The following is an 18,873-nucleotide window of genomic DNA, read 5'->3' as shown; positions in this document are numbered from 1 at the left end:
AAAAATCACAGTTTTGCTTTATAACTGTTATCTTATGCTGTAAATTTTAAGACTTTCGGTATGATGGATGCCGAAAATTGTTTGTTTGATAACCTCTATATACATAGCGGATCGCCGCCCATAAAGAAAGGCTGTCTCCGGGAAATAATGAGAGTCTCCTGTAAAATCATACTTACAACTTTTTGTCTGGCATCTCTGTTAACAGGCGCCGAGACCGGCCTGCTCCGTGGAAGGATTCTCGATGAAAAGGGGAACCCCCTTCAGGCTGCCAATGTTATCATCCCCCGTCAGCAAACAGGATGCAGTACGGATGAAAGCGGCTATTTCAGCATCCGCCTGGAAGCAGGGGAGGTCCCTTTTACCGTGTCTTATATGGGGTATAAAACGTACTCCGATACAGTCACCGTTCCTCCGGGAGATTCCAGAAATATCACGGTCCGGATGACGCTGGATTATTTCAAAATCGGCGATGTGGTGGTCCTGGCGGAAAGGGAGTTGATTCCGGATGCCGTGGAAACCAGCACACGGATCAACAGCGGCGAAATTGAACACCTGCAGGCTTCCAGTCTGGGGGATGTGATGCTGCTGGTCCCGGGACAGCGTTTTGAAAATCCCGGAATGGCAGAAAAAAAACAGGTTTCCATCCGGAATAATGTGACAGACAGCGATGCGGAATCGAATGAACTCTTCGGTACCCAAATTATTATTGATAATATTCCACTGTCCAACAATGCCAATTTACAGCTGGATACCAAAACAACCACAAGCAGCGGAGATGTACTGGCAACTGCCAACTCCGGTCTGGATATGAGACAAATTCCCGCCGATAACCTGGAAGAGGTGGAAGTCATCCGCGGGATCCCCTCTGTGAAATACGGTGACCTTACCTCCGGCATTGTGAATGTCAAAACAAAAACCGGCCTTCGGAAACACAGCCTGAAAATCAAATACAATTTCAATAACCAGGAAGCAAATCTGGGGGGTGGTTTTTCTCTTTTCGGGCAGCAATTCGATTATAATGCCAATTATGCCCACAGTGTGCGCAATATCCGTATTCCCGAAGAAAATTATTCGCGCCTGGCGGGACAGATCAGCATGACTTCCGTCCTTTTGGATAATATCCTCACACTGAAAAACAGGCTCTATTATACGCGCTCCTTTGATGAAAGGGGTCTTCGCCCGGACGATCTGTACCAAACGGTGAAATATAACCGGGATTATACGCTGCGCTTCAGTAATCAAAGTACTTATCTGCTCTCCACATCCCAAAAATTGGATTACAATTTTTCAGTCAACATGACCCGTCAGAATTCATACCGGAAACAGCTCATCAGTACAGACCATACCTATGTTTCGGACAGAATGACCGAAGGGTGGCAAGAGGGAATTTATATCCAGAATTATATCTCGGAACTCTCTGTAAAAGGCCGTGCCTGGAACATATATCAGGATTTAAATTATCACCAGGAACTCATCCTCAATAAAACAACCCACACTTTTCTTGCGGGTATCACCTGGCGCCTTGAATTTAATGACGGAGAAGGGCGGATCTATGATCCCCTGGAACCGCCGACCGTCAGCAGCAATAAACGGGAACGCCCACGGCCTTATGACGATATCCCGGGTTTATCCACAACCAGCTTTTATGCCGAGGATAAGATCGAAGGCCGGCTTCTTATGGATTATCAATTGAATCTGGGCATTCGTTACGATATGTACGGCAAAGATCATTTTGCCGGGACCCATCACGGATCCGGGCTGAATCCAAGAATAAATCTCATGCTCTCCCCCTTTCAGGATACCCGCTTCCGGATCGGCTATGGGCGAACGTCCAAAAGTCCATCCCTCGGCATGCTATATCCCAACCCCATCTACTTTGATGTAGACGATATCAATGATATCCTAAACAACCGGGTTATCGTATCCACCTATATCTACAGCCTGGAAAATCCGGACCTGAAAGCGTCTGTGCAAAATAAGATAGAAGCCAGTATAGACCAGAAAATCGGAAATTTTGGACTTTCCCTGACGGCTTTCAGCAATGTGACAGACCATGGCTTTGCCACAACCCTGAGCCGCCCCATATTTGAATACAAATATGACCGGGATGATCCTGACATGACGGTCACAGACTCTGTTTTTACAACGTATTCTGTGTGGGAAAACAGTCTGACAACCTATTCCCGGGGAATTGAAGCCAGTATCCAATCCAGGCCCCTGACTCCTTTGAACATGCAGTTCCGACTGGAAGGATCCTATATCTATACGACCAGTGAAAAAGAAAATGCGTATGATTATGCCACCACCTACCGCTATGACCCCGGCCTGGATGAACGGATTAAGCCTTACTGGAAACCCATCACCATGGAAGCGGACAAATTTCTGATTAATTACATCCTGGATTTCAGGCTCAAGGATCTGGGAGCCTGGGCGACGCTTTCTGCACAGCAGGTGGTCTTTGACCGGAACCGTTTCCTGGGCCTGGAGGATTCCCTGGCGGTGGGGTACCTGACTCCCGGCGGCAACAGAGTACTCCTCACGGAAGAGGAAGGATCTGCCTTTGTCCGGTCACAACCTGCCTATAATTTCAGAACGGAAAGCGTGCAAAACATTTGGGTTTTTAACTTCAGGGCGACAAAAGGACTTGGCGACAATGCCCGGCTTAGCTTTTTTGTGAATAATTTTTTTAATTCCCACCCCCTTTACCGGCGGAAACGGACACCTGTGGAATCCTACCTGAAACAAAATCCGGACCTTTACTTTGGCCTTGAACTGAGTGTCCAGATGAATCCTCTCTTCACACTCCGGGAGAGCAAAGAATGAAGCAGTATACATTGTTACTCAGCATACTTTTCCTTTTTACCTGGGCATGTGTGGATGTCCCCGAAGCCCCGAATTCCGCCCATTTTAACCTGAAAATCCAGTTGCAGGATACAACGGTTTTCAGCACCGGATCCTTTAACAGCACGGAAGGAGCCACCGTAACCCTCCTCTCGCTGACTGACGGAAATAAGCTCACAACCGTTACTGATTCGTTGGGAACGGCCTCTTTTAGTGCCGTCCTTCCGGACCGGTACAGCATCTCTGTTTCCCGCCCACTGAAAACAGAAGAGATCTGGGAAGTCCTGAACCGGAACGAAATGTGGACCCTGAACGGGGATTCATCCAACGTGATTCTTTTTGCCGAACCCGGAGAAACCCTTACGGTAACCGTTCCCCTTTCCCGGTCCCGTTCCGGAAGCCTGGTGATTTCAGAAATTTATTACAGCGGCTCAAAACCCGATCCTATCCCCAATTATTTTCATGATCAGTTCCTGGAAATCTATAACAACTCAGAAACAACCCAGTATCTGGACAGCCTCATCATTTGTGATACAGACTATGGTTTTGCCGAGGATTCGTACCTTCATGCCATCCACGCCTACATGTTTCCCGGAACCGGGACCGATTATCCCCTGGAGCCCGGCGAGGCGGTGGTCATTGCCCAGGATGCCATTAATCACGCCCAATACAACAAGAGTTCCATCGATCTTACAGACGCGGATTTTGAATACTATGTGAAAGACCAGGGGGATGTGAACAACACCGATGCCGTGGATATGATCCAGATTCATCACAAGTATGGTATTGATTTTCTCTATTCGGTTTTTAATGATGCGATTCTTCTTGTAAAAGTAAAAGACCCCTATAAACACGGTTATGATAATTTTGAACGCTTATTGATTCCCGTGACCAGTGTGATTGACGGGGTAGATTATCGGGAAAACACGTCCCTGATGGATAAAAAGCGGTTGAGTGCTGCCATCGATGCCGGACTTGCAGGAGGGATGCCGGCCTATACAACCCAGTCTGTTTCCCGGATTGTGGATACGGTGGCCGTGGATGGACGGGTCATCCTGAAAGACAGCAACAACAGCAGTTTTGATTTCATCACCAGCCAGGAGCTCACGCCCGGGGAGGTGCCCCAATGATGAGACGAGGGATGTGGATGGTTTTATGCCTCTTTATGGGTCTGACAACGGGACTCTCCGGCACTTCCCCTGTGGAATATTTTAAAGGATCCCCTGTTGTGCATGCCACAAGCAGGGAATTTAACAACCCGGCATCCCTTGTGACACCGGATCCGAACGGCTCATGGTACCGTTATGGGCTCACGAATATATCCGGTTCCATTCATCACCCCTTTGAATCCGATGCGGCGATTTTCCACACAATAACGGCGGCAGGATATAAAACACTGAAAGATAAAACACGCTTTTCCGGAACCTTCTCTTACCGGGAAAACCGGGAATATGACCGGCTTTTTCGTCACAACAGCACCCTCAATACAGGCATTCCGGTCTATCTGGCCGATTCCACCACCGGGGACTGGCACATGAGCGGCATTCAATGGACCCTGGACATACAAAAGCCCCTGTCTGAATCATTCTCCGGAGGACTGGGACTGACATATCTGGTGGATGAACAGATCAAGCAGAATTTTCCCAAACCGGGTGTTAAACGAAACGGGTATGAACTGATATCCGGACTGTACTATCATTCCGAAAAGCAGGCCCTGAGCCTTTCCACCTCTTTATTTGAATTCAAGGAAGAGATTGAAACCGTAAAATACAGCCTTGAACAGAATCTCACACCGGTTTTTATGCTGTACCGGGGCTTCAGCCAACCTGTTTTTTACCGGGGGCAAACCAGTTATGAACGGTTGCAGACGCGTCAGGGATTTTCCCTGTCTGCCGGTATGAAAACCACACTTCCGGCAGGATCATCCCTGAAAGGAGAAGTATCGGCGGAATGGAGCCGGGGTGAGGCCGAAGACGAAGGGACCGATGCCATTCCCCAGGGTTCCTGGACAACCCGGCGAATCAACTGGGAACTGGCTGTTCAAATGCAACAGAGCTCTTTCATCTCCCCGGTGTTGTCTGCAGAAGGACACACCGTGATGTCTGAAGCCACACATCCCGATTTTCCCCTGACACTATATGAAGGAAACCTGACGGAAGTAACTGCCTTCGCAGGAATAACCCTGGGGTATACATCATTTCTCACTGCTGGTATATACCTTGAAGGTTTTGAAACATGGCGTGAAGATTCATTTCATGGAAGAGGCCTCTACGGCAAACAACTTATGATGGGACCGAAACTCCAGGTGCAAAAAGATCCGGCATCCGGATTAGTATCCCGTTTTTATGTGGCAGCCCTGAAGGAAATTTCAGGTGAATCCCGGTTGGAACAGAAGTTTTACAGTATACCCCCGGCATTTCTGGAGGATGAAGCCTGGGCCATGACGGCCGGGAACACACTTTTGAACGCCGGCTCATCCGTTGAAACCAATATTCTGCCCCGTTTTTCTGTCCGCCTGGATGTTTCCTATGCCTGGCTGGCGGATTTGGATGATCATCATACCACCCATGCCCGGCGGGATCAATTTTTTGTGAAAATGACACTCATTCCGAAGCATGAATAAAAGGAGAATCTGCTTTATGAAGCGTATAACCACAGCCCTTGTGTTGCTGACCATCCTGATATCCGGATGCTCTCACACAACGGTAAAAAGTGACAAGCTGACACCTGAAACCGGCGAAAAACCGGGTATTCTGGTGTTCATCGATGATAAAACCCATGAACATGTCCGCGAGGAATTGACAGCCTATCTGGAAGCCCTCCGGTATGACGGGATGAAACCTACACTTTTCAGCAAGTCCTGGGAAAACCCCGGTGAAATCAAAGACAGTATCGTTGCCATGATTAGACAAGATCCGGCAACGGAAGGAGCTGTTTTTATCGGCGATATCCCCATTCCCATGATCCGGGATGCCCAGCACCTTACCTCTGCTTTTAAAATGGATCCGGTGCGGTTTAAAGACATGCAGCGCTCGTCCATTGCCTCGGACCGTTTTTACGACGATCCGGACCTGCGCTTTGACTTTATCAGCCAGGATACCAGTGATTCCCGCCTTTTTTATTACTCCCTGCGGGCAGATTCTCCCCAACGGATTGATAAGGATATTTACAGTGGCCGTATTATCTCTCCCCGTCTTTCCGATGAAAAATATGAGGATATCGCCGCTTATCTGAAAAAGGCGGCAGATGCGAAATATGAAAGCAACGCACTGGACCACGCCATCACCTTTGCGGGACACGGATACCACAGTGAATCCCTCAGTGCCTGGGAAGATCAGCTCTATATGCTGAAAGAACAGTTTCCTCAACTCTACCTTCCCGGAGCCTATTTGAAAAATTATTATCATACCATGAGCCAGGACTTGAAAGCCATTCTTCTGGATGAATTGCAGCATCCCGACCTGGATCTGGCGGTTTTTCACTGCCATGGAGGATATGATACACAATACCTTCTTGGACTTGAAACACCCCAAAGTCCACCCATGGCCGCGGAGTATATTCAACGCCATTTTAGGAGCAAAATCCGCACGGCCCGGGAACGCTACGGCGAAGAAAAGGCTGAAGAAACCCGGAAGTACTATCAGGACAAGTATCACGTAAAAGACGAATGGTTTGAAGGACTCTACGATCCCGAATCCATCCGGCAGGATTCCCTGTATTATGCAGCCATGGATATTTACAGCACCGATATTGAAGAAACCGATCCCATGGCACGGATGGTCATTTTTGATGAGTGTTATAACGGGCAGTTTTTCATGGAAAACTACATTTCGGGGACCTACATCATGGAAGAGGGTGCAACACTTGTGGGTGTGGCCAATACAGTGAATGTGAAACAGGATATCTGGCCAAACGAACTGATCGGCATAATCCCCCGGGGAGCCCGTGTGGGTCAGTGGCATCAGTTCAACACCTATCTTGAAAACCATGTGATCGGGGATCCCACCTTTCATTTTTCCAATCAAGACCGGGAGACTGCGTGGTGGGACGGGATTTTGAACCAACACAAAAACGATGCAGAATTCTGGGAACAACAACTTGAGTCTGAAGACTTGACACTCCGTGGATTAGCGGTCCGGAAAGTCTTTGAACTGGAAGGAACAGAAGGGAACAGCTTTCTGGTGCAGACCTTTTTGGATGATCCCTCGGAAAATGTCCGCCTTCAGGCGTTGAAATGCCTGGCCATCCTCCGTACGCCTGAGTTTTATGATCTTCTGGAAAAAGCGGCACAGGATCCGTCCGAGCTGATCCGCCGTATTTCCATGAACATGATGAGTGCTACGGGACAGGAGCGTTATCTGCCGGTTCTGGCCGGGGCTGTGGAATCTGATGTGTCCAAACGGGTCCGCTTTGCCGCCCGGGGAGCTCTGGAAATTATCCTGGCAGATGAAGAAGATAGCTGTTACATCTATCGTGATGAGATGAAAACCGACCACGAACTGACACGTATCAACGAAACACTTCAAAGTCTGGATCGCAGCTCCAATCGCCGTCTATATGACGATTTGCTGAAATCCCTTGAGGATACAACACTGACTGATAAACAGAAAAACGGACAACTCCGGATTTTCAGGAACTACCAGTTTCCCGAGGCAATTCCCGTATTACTGAAATTTGGCGCCTCATTTGAAGAAAGTGACTATATCCGGACTGTCGCCCTGGAAGCCCTGGGATGGTACCATCTGAATCCGGAGGCTCCTGCCGAAACAGAAGAGGCCCTGTTAAAATTAGCTACAGATCCCCAAACACCGGAAGTCGTCCGGAAAGAAGCCCTGAAAAGCTACAACCGTCTGAAAGAAGGTGCCAATAATCCCATCACACCCTGAGGGAACCCTTCATCCTGTCCGGAGTATACCTTCAGGATATTGAAACGGATTGGACATCATGGGTCTAAGTATTAAAATGAGGAAAAAGATGAAGCACAAACACATTGCATGGATACTCATACTTATCACTGCAGGACTCCTGGTTTCCTGTGCCGATAAATCCGCTGTTAAAGATCCGGAGCAGATTCCCCTGGATGCTCCCATCCCTGTTGATTCAAAAATCTTAAAGGGGACCCTGGATAATGGTATGACATACTATATCCGGGAGCATGAAGAGCCGGAAAACAGGGCGGAATTGCGCCTGGTGGTAAATGCCGGGGCAATCCTTGAGGATGATTCCCAGAAAGGATTTGCCCATTTACTGGAACATCTCCATTTCAACGGGATGGCCGATTATCCCCACAACTCCCTGATCGACACCCTGGAACGCATTGGTATCCGCTTTGGGTATGATCTGAATGCCTATACCAGTTTTGATGAAACCGTGTATATCCTGGAGGTTCCCACGGATTCCCTGCACCTGTTGAAAATGGGTGTTAATATCCTTGAAAACTGGGCTTACAAACTTTCATTTGATTCCCTTGAAGTGGAAAAAGAAAAGGGCGTGGTCATTGAAGAATTCCGCTCCGGGCGATCTGCCAGGTCACGGATGTTTGATGAGCATATCAAGGTTTTGTTCAAGGGATCCAAATATGCAGACCGGCTGACCATTGGTGATACACTCGTCATCCGCAAAGCCCCCCATTCGGAAATCAAGCGCTATTACCATGAGTGGTACCGGCCGGATCTTATGGCTGTGGTAGCCGTGGGAGATTTTGAAGCAGATTCAATGCTGACATGGCTCCGGGATACATTTGAACCTTTTAAAGGACCGGATAATCCCCGGGAGAGGGAACTGTTTCAGGTCCCGGAGAATCAAGAGCCGCTGTATTCCATTTGTACGGATAAAGAGGCCACGGTAGAGCGGGCCAGCATCTATTATAAGAAAAAACCCATCGTGAATGAAACAGCGGCCGATTACAGGCAGACGCTGATTGAGAACCTCTATTTCCGCATGCTGAATGCCCGGCTGGCTGAAATCAACCGGGAGCCCGGTGCACCTTTTGTCCGGGCCAGTAGCGGCAAGGGAAGTTTTGTGCGAACCGTGGACGTTTTCGGTCTGAATGTGATCGCCAAACCCGGGCGGCTCCTGGAAAGTATCGAAACCATTCTGACCGAGGCGGAGCGGGCCCGGCGGCATGGATTTCTTGAATCAGAGCTGGAACGGGCAAAAAAACAACTGTTAACGGGCTATAAACGCAGTTATACAGAGCGGGAAAACCGGGATTCAGAAGCCATTGCTTCTGAGTATATCCGGAATTTCCTCAGTGGTGAAAGTATTCCTGGAATTGAATGGGAATATAAACTGGCTCAGCAGGAAATTCCCGGCATCGGTCTGGAGGAAGTCATGGCCGTATCTGAAGGTCTGATGACAGATGAAAACCGCATTGTCCTGGTGGAAATGCCGGAAAAAGAAGGCTTGCCTATCCCCACAAAAGAGGAGATAAATACTATTTTTGAAAAAGTGGCTGCCAGTCAGATCGAACCTTATATAGAAACTGTTTTAACGGAGCCCTTGATTGCAGAACTGCCGGAACCTGGAGAAATTGTCGGGGAAAAAGAGTATCCTTCGGTGGGTGTCACAGAATGGACCCTTTCAAACGGGGCAAAAGTGGTACTCAAACCCACGGATTTCAAGGCCGATGAAATTGAATTTGCGGCTGTAAGTCCCGGAGGATGGAGCCTGGCGCCTACGGAAGACCTGGTCAGCGCCAAAATCGGGGCACAACTTATACAGCAAAGCGGATTGGGTGCTTACAATGCCACGGACCTTCAGAAGAAACTGGCCGGGAAGAATGTAAAAGTAAATCCCTATATTGCCATTCTCTCGGAAGGGATGCGTGGTAACAGCACGGTTTCAGATTCAAAGACCCTTTTCGAAATGATCTATTCCTATTTTGTCCAGCCCCGTGCGGACAGCAGTGCCTTTAATACCCTTGTTGAACAGTACAGGGCACGGCTTTATAATGCTGCTGCAGACCCGGAATCTGTTTATTATGACAGTGTGATGGCAATTATGTATGACCATCATCCCCGCCGGGAACCGATGTCCCTGGAAGATCTGGACAAGATGGATATGAAGACCGCTGTGGATTTCTATAAAGACCGGTATGCAGATGCCGGCGATTTCACCTTTGTGTTTGTCGGGAGTTTTACCCTCGATGAGATACGTCCTCTTGTAGAACAATATCTTGCCACCCTTCCAGCCCTGAACCGCGAGGAAAACTGGCGGGATGAAGGGGTTCGATTTGCCGAAGGCCCTCTTAAAAAAGAAATTTATCGGGGAGAGGAAGATAAAAGTATTAATTTTATGTTACTTCATAGTCCTTTTGAATATTCTCCCGCCGAGGAGTTTTATATCACAGCGATGAAAGATGTGGTGAAGGCGCGGTTAAGGGAGGTTATCCGTGAAGAAAGCAGCGGGACCTACGGCGTGTCTGTCCGGGGTAACATTTCACGGCTTCCCGTGGAAGAAACCTCTGTGCAGTTCTATTTTACCTGTGAACCGGCCCGGGTTGAAGAGTTGACAGATAAACTGGTTGATGAACTGGAACGGATCAAAGCAGGGGAACTGGATCCTGTGGCTGTTGAAAAGGTTCGGGAAATCGCCGTCCGTCAGCGGGAAAACAATCTGAAACAGAACAGATACTGGCTGAATGAACTGAAAAACATCTACTTTTATGGTGATAGCCCTGAAATACTCCTGGCCGTTGATGACTATATTCAAAACCTGTCCAAAGATATTGTGGTTGAAAAAGCCCGAACGTATCTCGACACAGATGAGTATATCCAGGTGGTTCTGTATCCACAAAAATAAATTCTGATGTGATATCACAACCACCGGTATCCGGGAAAACCACTCCCGGTTTACCGGTGGCTATATCCAAAAGATAAAATCATTTGAACTATAGTGCATATTTATACACAATTTGTATATTTTTAAAACACAACTTTTTTACTATATGCGTCTATATTTGGGTTTTATCTTTACAAAGTATAAAAATTTTGCAAATAATTTGTTGTTTTGTTGGAAAAATATAAGATTTTCTGAAATTGATGCTTGCCATTTATCAGATAGTTTGCGAAAATTGGGAACGCTATAAACACGCTAAACACATAACCGAGAGAGAGTGTATGGAATACGCTGTAGAATGTAGAAATCTCACACACTATTACGGAGCCAAGAAGGTCTACGAGAACATGAGTTTTAATATTAAGACCGGTTCAATATTGGGGCTTCTTGGTAAGAATGGAACGGGTAAAACCACCACCATCAACATTTTGAACGGGTTTCTGGAACCGAAAGCCGGAGAATGCTTTATCCTGGGTGAAAACTCCCAGTATCTGAGTCCTGAAACCAAATCAAAAGTAGGATTTCTTCTGGAGGGACATATTCAGTATGATTTTATGAATATCTACCAGATTGAGAAATTCTATTCACAGTTCTATCCCCAGTGGAAAAAAGAGCCCTATTATGAGCTCATGAGCAAACTCAAAATCACGGACAAGCAGAAAATATCCACCATGAGTTGCGGTCAGCAAAGCCAGGTTGCCTTAGGGCTCATTCTGGCACAGGATCCGGATTTGATGATCATGGATGACTTCTCCATGGGACTTGATCCGGGATACCGGCGTCTTTTTGTTGAATTCCTGGCAGAATATGGCAAAGCGGAAAACAAAACGATTTTTGTCACGTCCCACATCATTCAGGATATGGAACGCCTGATTGATGATGTGGTGATCATGGGATACGAGGGAGTTTTACACTCCTCTTCAATGGATTACTTCATGAACCATTTCCGCCAGTATGATTTTCAGGTGAAAGACGGTCCCGTGGATTTGACCAAAGATGATGTGATCACCAATTACGATCGGGTGAAGAATCATGCGTCTGTCTATTCATTTAAATCCCCGGAAGACGTGAAAAAATACCTGAAAGACAAAGGTATCGCTTACGATAATTTCAGAGAAGTCCCCATGACACTGGAAGATGCCTTTATCGGTATAACCGGGAAGTATTAGGAGGAGAGATGATAAAGAATATATTCTATAAAGAATGGTTGAAAATCCGGTGGGCTTATCTGGCCATGGGTTTGCTGTTTGCGGGAGCGCTTATCTATGTCTTTGCTTCCGTGGGACATTCGTATAAGTTCAATGAAGCGGCCAGCTATTGGTATAACATTATTTTCAGGGGTGTAAAATTTTACACAACCCTTCGATATCTGCCACTTCTGGCAGGACTCGTGCTTGCTGCGGTTCAGTTTGTTCCCGAAATTCAACGGAAACGGATCAAACTGACGTTTCACCTGCCTGTTGATGAATACAACGTGTTACTGGCGATGGCCGGGATTGGCTTTATTTCACTCCTCGCCATGTTTGTCGTGTCTTCCCTGATTTTTCTGCTGGCGGGTTATGCCTATTTCCCGGCGGAAATTATCCATAGTGCATTTCTCACGATGGTTCCCTGGTATCTTCTGGGATTGACCGCCTATTCCCTGGCATCCTACGTGATTCTGGAACCGTTGTGGAAACGGCGGATTTTCTATATCCTTTTTGCCGTAGGATTTGGAAAACTCTTTCTGTACGGATGGTTCTATAATATTTACGACAGGGTCCTGATCGGAATGCTGGTTCTCACAATTCTCCTCTCTGTCTCTGTTATCTATTCCGGTCACCGCTTTAAAAAGGGGGTCTTTAAATGATTGTTCGTATCAGCCGCTATACATTAATACTCGTTGCCGTTGTGGTGATGGCTATCTACCTTCCCGATTTTTACTGGTTGTTCTTTGATGTGAAAACACCGTCACCCTATGTCTCTTTCTCACCGGTGGATTCCATGTTCATTATGTACCGCCGGGAGGATAACGATTTGGTGTTCCGGGATGAAGAAGGCAATACCTATACCCGCGATGAATATGAAGCAAAACTGCCCTTTTTCTACTATATGCAGTTGATCTCCGACGGGAGAATGCCCGAATCCATCCACGGAATCGAACTGGATGTGAATGAAATTAAAAAGAACCGGAATATGCATCGGCTCAGATCCTATCAGCTGGATATTCCCCAGATTCCCCTCTATCCTCTTCTGGAATCTGAATCCGGCCGGGTACGGCTCGAATTTCCCGATGAATATTTCCGGATCACCGATGAGGGGATGGAATTTGTCAACAGTATCAGCCGGGAAGTGGATCAAGACATGAGTGCCCTGTTTACCCGGGCCCTGAAAGAAAAAGGGTTTGAATTTCCGGCAAAAAAAATATTCACAAATCCCACAACCCGGAAGGCATTTGACGAAGGGTGCTTTGTGGTGGATTCGAAGGACGACCTGTACCACATTAAAAAAGCAAAGGGCCAGCCTGTTGTTGCCAACACACATTTCCCCAAAGATATCAGGATCCGACACATGATGGTCTCTGAAAACACTCTCAGGGAATATTACGGAACCATTATCTCTGAGGATGACCGGATTTATTTCTTAACCTATGACAACTATAAGCTGATAGAATTGCCTACGAAAGGCGCTTATGACAGCGGGAAAGCCACTCTTCTGATTACAACCGATCTCTTTTTCCGCCAGGTGACCCTGGATAAGGAAGATGGTATCGATGTTTTCGTCACGGACCGGGATTATAACCTGATTGATGAGTATCATGAATCGTGGAAGACCCGGGAAGAGTATCCCCAGGGTAAAGTTGCCCGGGCGATCTTTCCCTTTTCTGTTTCCCTCAATGATGGTTCTTCTACCTATGTCGGACTTTATACGGACTGGCATTTTCCTCTTGCCTGGATCGGGAATATCATTGCCTTGCTCATCTTTGCCTTTTTCCTGAAAAAAGAAGATCGTAAACTGAAAAAGTCCATACCGGAACTGTTGCTTGTAGCCGTAACGGGTTTGTATGGACTGATTGCCTGCATGGTCTATATTTATGTGCCCCTGTGGCGCTCGGAAAGGAAATGAAAAAAAGAATCCTACATCTGTGCCTGATACTCTTGACCTTTGTCGCCGGAGCTTCGGCCTCGGTGATCAGGGGAAAGGTGATTTGTCACATGGATAAAGCCGTGATCCCCGAAGCGCTGATTGTGCTTGAGGATCCCAAGGATGATGCATTCCAGATGGAAACCATGTCGGACAAAGAAGGCTTTTTTATGTTCCGGGATGTTCCCCCGGGCCGGTATAAGCTGGCTGCCCTGAAAGAAGGCTTTTATAATAACAGCCTCTTTGATTTTGATGTGCTGCCGGATCAAAGCTATGACGTCACCATCCGCCTGATCAATCAAAAAGGGCGCTGGAATTCAGAATATTGTTTCATGATCGGCGGAATCGAAGTCAAAGCGGTGGAAAAAGATGTTATCCAGAGTGAAATGGTGACGACCCGCCGCATAGACAGCGGAGAAATTGATCACCTTCAGGCGGATAACCTGGGTGATGTGCTGACCCTTGTTCCCGGTGTGGAAAAATCCCGCCAAATTGGCCTGTCCTCTGATCAAAGCATCGGTATCCGGAAAGTGGCGAACAGCTATACCACCCTGTCCGGAAATGAGACCTTCGGAACAACGGTGATGGTGGACGGTAACGTGATCAATAATGATGCCATGATCACCGGCATGAGCAGCTCCCTTGCTTCCGGGATTGATTTACGGACGATCCCTGCCGACGATATCGAAAGTGTAGAAGTCATCACCGGTATTCCCTCTGTAGAGTACAGCAATTTTGCCGATGGCGTGATCAAGGTGAACACAAAGCGCGGACAGGTCCGGTCACGGCTGAAAGGGAAGTTCAATCCGGATACCAAAGGAGCCAGTTTCAGCAGTGGTTTAAAGGTGCCCTTTGGAGGGACCCTGGATTACCATGTAAACTATGCTTACAGCGAACGGGATATCCGGAAAGAGGGCGATGAATATCACCGCTTCTACCTGAGTACGGCTTACTCCGGCGATGCATTGGATAAAAAGCTGGATTACGTACTGAAAGGCAGTTATACACGATCTTTGGATGATGAGAAACCCACAGATGCCAACAGAGTGGGACGCCACAGCCATGATTACAGAACGACCGGCGGACTCATCCTGAAATACAAACCTGATCCTCAACTGGTATATTCCAATTATTTCAATGTGGATATGAACCGGAAAAACAACTATCGTAGCCGTTGGGTCAATGATCAGATTGACACGGTTTACGGGTATATTGGTGAACTTTGGGAAGATGGCAGAGAGTGGGATATCAATTATAAATTGCTCCGGGATAAAACAGTCAAACAAAAAAACGGAAATGAAACAGGGACGCTCTACGGGCTGGAATTCAGCTATCAGAAAAATACCGGAAGCGGTGTTCACCTGGATTCCATTTACAACTACTATGGTGCTTACAGCACGCGCAGGAGCTACTCCTTCGATGATTATCCCGGCTTCCCCAAACTCAGTGTCTATGGAGAAAGAAACTGGAAATGGAAGGTCAGGGACCGTTCTGTTGAGATGATGCTCGGACTAAGGTATGATGCAATCAATGTTCGGGGCCTGGACATCAGTGCCGGCAATGACGGCATCTCTTTTCTCAATGCACGGCAGGGAGAATTTCTGAGTCCCCGCTTTAATACCCGGATCGAACTGGCAGACGGCCTTTTTTGGCGCCTCGGCGCAGGACGCAGTGTCAAATCGATTTCCCTGAGTCATGTATACCGGAATTCAGCTTATGTGCAGACATTCATTGATTCCCAATGGGTCGAAGTGGAATATAAACAACAGAACCCGGATTTGAAGTCTTATTATACGGATAAGCTGGAAACCAGCCTGGACTGGAAAGCAACAGACTGGCTTGGACTGACTCTGACCGCATACTACCAGGAATCGAAAGATCAACCCTCTACAATGGCTTATCCCGTCGGATACGAAATCAATCCCGATACCCTTACCTCACTCACCTACAGCCTGATGGAAAACACGGCCTGGAGCAAGGACAGGGGGGTTGAATTCTCTCTGAATACCAAACGGATTAAAAACCTGAAATTTGTTTTCAATGCCACCTATCGTTATTCCCTCCGGGGTGAAGAAGGCCGCTATTACGACAGTTCTGTAGATACTTCATGGGAAGAAATCTGGGTCCCCAATCCGGAAACCTGGAAACATAAAATCATCCTCGGACAGCAAACATCTTATATTAACCAGAGACTGGGCGTTTGGCTTACAGTGGATCTCCAGTATATTCCCTTTGATCAGAAAAGAACGGTTTATAAATCAAATTCCATTGAAACAGTCCTCGAAGATCATCCGGTTACCCTCTATCAGGGGATGACATACTGGTATGATGCCGAACGCTGGGAATATGGTGATCACTGGGTTTTGAATGCCCGTTTAAGTAAATCGGTGGGGCAAAATACGGAAGTGTCTCTCTACGTGAATAACGTGTTTGATGACCCGGGATTATGGATCGATCCCTTCCGGGGAAGTATTTATGAATTGAATGTGCCCATTTATTACGGGCTGGAGGTCAGTACGCAATGGTGAAACATTGGATGAAAGGGATCGCCATCTTCAGTGCTGGGATTTTTCTCCTCTTTTCCTGTATGGAAGTGGATGATAAACCACTGGAATATGAAGGAACGCAACAGAAAAATCTGTTGATCAGCCTGGATACCACCTCATTGGGGAAATTTTTTAACGGTCAGAGTGCCGTTTTGTCCGGAATTCCGGTTGTTTTAAAGAATCATGATTATGAAGGATTCGTCCGGACTGCTTACACGGATGACAGCGGATGGGTCTATTTCGACAGCCTGCTGAATGGCTATTATATTGCCAGTGTGGGTGTTGATTATCCTTTCGACAATGCATTGGATACGTCCCGGGTTACAGGACAACAGGAGTTTTACGTTCATGATGAAGTCCCGGCGATTGATACCCTGACGGTACGTGTCAGTGGAAATCCCGGACTCAAGATTAATGAGATATATTACATGGGTCCTCCCAATAAGATTTTTTACTTCTTCGATCAATTTGTTGAATTGTACAATGCATCTTCCGAAACCATTTATCTGGATGGAATGATCGTGTGCCGGATGGGTCCCTGTACCATCGGGGCAGATAACGTGACCTATATTTTTCAATTCCCCGGTGAACCGGTCACAGGCCGTGAATATCCCGTAGAACCCGGTGAATTTGTGGTTTTGGCCCAGGATGCCATGAATCACGTGATTGTTCAGGGGAATGATACCCTAGTGAACAGTATTGATTTAACAGACGCAGACTGGGAATTTGTGAATTCACAGGATTATGCCGACACAGATAATCCGGACGTCCCGAATCTTGATAATATCGAAGAAGGACACCGGCGGGATTTCATGATTTCCCTGGGGGATGATGTGGTGCTTATTGCGGATGGCCGGGATGTAAATTATGCCGACGGTATCGATATGGAAACGATTATTGATGTCGTGGAATACAGTTCTTCATCCACAAATGTCAAAGATATTACTGAAGAACTGGATGCCGGATGGGCCGGCACAGGTGCCATCAAATACAGCGGCCAGTCCGTGGAACGAATTGAACCGGGTTTTGATACGGATAACAGCACCATCGATTTTATCGTTCTTGATACACCAACGCCTGGATATCACCATGAATAAAGCCATCAGACAATTCACGTTCTTGTTTCTGATTACCATGTCCATAGGATATGGATATACCAATGCCATCGGTGTGTCTGTTCCCGATACCTGGAATACACTTTGGGAATTTGATAAACATCCTCTTCATTTCAACACATATGATCATGCTGAAGGTATGAATACAATTGTGTATACCGGTTATAATTCACAGGATATCCGCCGGACCTTTGATCCGGAAACCGTATGGCACTATGGAGCCGTCTTTGAAACATATCGTGAACTGAATGAGAAAACAGCCCTCTACGCGGCGATTGATTTTGGGAATACCATTCATAATCACCAATTCCGATCGATAGAAAAAGATTTTTATTCTCCTTATATTGCGTTTACCGATACAACAACCGGCGATTTTCAGTATAACGGGCCTCTGATCGATTTTTTCTTCTCCAGGGATTTTGGGAAACGGATAACCTGGGGGCTTGGCATCAATTATGGTGTAGAACGGGGAATCAAGGATGTCTTTACCCAGGCGGAGTCCCGGGAGTTGAACAGTGATGTAACAAGTTCCCTGCGGATCAGACCGATGTTATCTCTTTCTGTGGATGGGTGGTTTCGTCGCTATCATGGACGGACGGCCCTGGAAGCAGTTAAGGAATTCCAGGATGCCCAGGTCCAAACATGGCTGGGATATCTGGCTTACCGGATGGAAAACCCCGGATCCTCTGTCGACATGGAACGTAATAAAGATGGATATGAATTGGGAGCGGGACTGCTTTTTGGACAACCGGACAGACCTTTTTCAGCCTATCTGGGATTTTCCAGAGGTGCCGAAGAAAATGATGCCCGGAAAGGCACAAAAAGTGTTGCTTCCGAGCGTGGTTATTGGCAACGGAATACGTCAGAGGGACAGATTTGGCTGAATTATAAACAGGCTGAAGCGTCCTGGAGTCTTTTCGGCACAATGGTTCACATTGAGGATTGGGGAAAGACCGGGATATACGAGGCACTTTTTTTCGAGACGGAGGAATCCCGGTATACGGCGGGAATTGGATTGCAATTCACAGCAATCAAAAATACCCGGCTGGATATCATGGCCCGTGCCGGAATGCACTCGTGGGACTACCACAATTATCTGAAAGCCCAAAGTGAAACCCGTGAAGAAAACGAATGGAGAGTCTCCTTCGATTTTGATATCCACCCCTTTCCGGTTGTATCCTATACCGGGGGGGTCAGCGTGGAAAAACAGCCCCTGCATTTTACATGGAACATTCCCTCACTGACCCGCTATCTTGTCCAGGCCGGTGTTGAATATCAGTGGGGATTCAACCGAATTTGCCCGGCTCTGGTGTGGGGCATTGAAAGTGCAGAAGGCCTGGATAAGGAAAATACAATCTGGCAAATCCGTCTATCGGTGATGCGATAACGGACAATGCTTCCGATTATAC

The 18,873-nt window shown here is 47.1% G+C and carries 11 protein-coding genes; all 11 read left to right on the top strand.

All coding sequences use genetic code 11. The annotated features are described in order from the left end of the window. Positions 1-147 precede the first annotated feature (147 nt). The 11 genes from strainIA91_RS11395 (at position 148) to strainIA91_RS11345 (ending at position 18,851) form a co-directional block, all read left to right on the top strand. Positions 148-2,823 carry a TonB-dependent receptor domain-containing protein gene (locus tag strainIA91_RS11395; RefSeq protein WP_400166909.1) on the top strand — a complete coding sequence of 892 codons (2,676 nt, stop codon included), beginning with the start codon at positions 148-150 and terminating at the stop codon, positions 2,821-2,823. Then, positions 2,820-3,971: a DUF4876 domain-containing protein gene (locus strainIA91_RS11390; protein WP_400166906.1), complete on the top strand. Its 1,152-nt coding sequence runs from the start codon at positions 2,820-2,822 to the stop codon at positions 3,969-3,971. The genes strainIA91_RS11395 and strainIA91_RS11390 overlap by 4 nt, the downstream gene beginning before the upstream one ends. Continuing rightward, positions 3,968-5,464 (top strand): DUF6850 family outer membrane beta-barrel protein, encoded by a 1,497-nt coding sequence (locus tag strainIA91_RS11385; RefSeq protein ID WP_400166904.1) that lies wholly within the window; start codon positions 3,968-3,970, stop codon positions 5,462-5,464. Before strainIA91_RS11390 ends, strainIA91_RS11385 begins: the two co-directional genes overlap by 4 nt. Positions 5,465-5,480: 16 nt before the next feature. Continuing rightward, positions 5,481-7,727, top strand: coding sequence for a HEAT repeat domain-containing protein (locus tag strainIA91_RS11380; RefSeq protein ID WP_400166902.1), 2,247 nt, complete (start codon positions 5,481-5,483; stop codon positions 7,725-7,727). A gap of 88 nt (positions 7,728-7,815) precedes the next feature. Then, a complete protein-coding gene (locus tag strainIA91_RS11375) occupies positions 7,816-10,644 on the top strand; it encodes a M16 family metallopeptidase (protein ID WP_400166900.1) in 2,829 nt (942 codons plus the stop codon). 317 nt (positions 10,645-10,961) lie between these two features. Beyond that, positions 10,962-11,849, top strand: coding sequence for an ABC transporter ATP-binding protein (locus strainIA91_RS11370; RefSeq protein WP_400166898.1), 888 nt, complete (start codon positions 10,962-10,964; stop codon positions 11,847-11,849). A gap of 8 nt (positions 11,850-11,857) precedes the next feature. Further along, positions 11,858-12,529, top strand: a complete 672-nt coding sequence (locus strainIA91_RS11365; RefSeq protein ID WP_400166896.1) for a hypothetical protein — start codon at positions 11,858-11,860, stop codon at positions 12,527-12,529. Next, complete coding sequence (locus strainIA91_RS11360; RefSeq protein WP_400166894.1) at positions 12,526-13,785, top strand: DUF4857 domain-containing protein; 1,260 nt, start codon at positions 12,526-12,528, stop codon at positions 13,783-13,785. Before strainIA91_RS11365 ends, strainIA91_RS11360 begins: the two co-directional genes overlap by 4 nt. Next, entirely contained in the window at positions 13,782-16,331 is a 2,550-nt protein-coding gene (locus tag strainIA91_RS11355; RefSeq protein WP_400166892.1) for a carboxypeptidase regulatory-like domain-containing protein, read from the top strand. The genes strainIA91_RS11360 and strainIA91_RS11355 overlap by 4 nt, the downstream gene beginning before the upstream one ends. Next, positions 16,325-17,446, top strand: a complete 1,122-nt coding sequence (locus strainIA91_RS11350) for a DUF4876 domain-containing protein (protein WP_400166890.1) — start codon at positions 16,325-16,327, stop codon at positions 17,444-17,446. The genes strainIA91_RS11355 and strainIA91_RS11350 overlap by 7 nt, the downstream gene beginning before the upstream one ends. Next, positions 17,439-18,851, top strand: coding sequence for a DUF6850 family outer membrane beta-barrel protein (locus strainIA91_RS11345; RefSeq protein WP_400166888.1), 1,413 nt, complete (start codon positions 17,439-17,441; stop codon positions 18,849-18,851). Before strainIA91_RS11350 ends, strainIA91_RS11345 begins: the two co-directional genes overlap by 8 nt. Positions 18,852-18,873: the final 22 nt, after the last annotated feature.

Source organism: Candidatus Neomarinimicrobiota bacterium (assembly GCA_041154365.1).
Classification (GTDB): Bacteria; Fidelibacterota; Fidelibacteria; order Fidelibacterales; family Fidelibacteraceae; genus Fidelibacter; species Fidelibacter multiformis.
The sequence above is the reverse complement of the archived record's forward strand: the minus strand, read 5'-3'. Positions and strand labels throughout refer to the sequence as shown.

Excerpts from the sequence above, each read along its gene's own strand:
- strainIA91_RS11395 (WP_400166909.1), top strand. The coding sequence starts at position 148 with ATGAGAGTCTCCTGTAAAATCATACTTACAACTTTTTGTCTGGCATCT.
- strainIA91_RS11390 (WP_400166906.1), top strand. The coding sequence starts at position 2,820 with ATGAAGCAGTATACATTGTTACTCAGCATACTTTTCCTTTTTACCTGG.
- strainIA91_RS11385 (WP_400166904.1), top strand. The coding sequence starts at position 3,968 with ATGATGAGACGAGGGATGTGGATGGTTTTATGCCTCTTTATGGGTCTG.
- strainIA91_RS11380 (WP_400166902.1), top strand. The coding sequence starts at position 5,481 with ATGAAGCGTATAACCACAGCCCTTGTGTTGCTGACCATCCTGATATCC.
- strainIA91_RS11375 (WP_400166900.1), top strand. The coding sequence starts at position 7,816 with ATGAAGCACAAACACATTGCATGGATACTCATACTTATCACTGCAGGA.
- strainIA91_RS11370 (WP_400166898.1), top strand. The coding sequence starts at position 10,962 with ATGGAATACGCTGTAGAATGTAGAAATCTCACACACTATTACGGAGCC.
- strainIA91_RS11365 (WP_400166896.1), top strand. The coding sequence starts at position 11,858 with ATGATAAAGAATATATTCTATAAAGAATGGTTGAAAATCCGGTGGGCT.
- strainIA91_RS11360 (WP_400166894.1), top strand. The coding sequence starts at position 12,526 with ATGATTGTTCGTATCAGCCGCTATACATTAATACTCGTTGCCGTTGTG.
- strainIA91_RS11355 (WP_400166892.1), top strand. The coding sequence starts at position 13,782 with ATGAAAAAAAGAATCCTACATCTGTGCCTGATACTCTTGACCTTTGTC.
- strainIA91_RS11350 (WP_400166890.1), top strand. The coding sequence starts at position 16,325 with ATGGTGAAACATTGGATGAAAGGGATCGCCATCTTCAGTGCTGGGATT.
- strainIA91_RS11345 (WP_400166888.1), top strand. The coding sequence starts at position 17,439 with ATGAATAAAGCCATCAGACAATTCACGTTCTTGTTTCTGATTACCATG.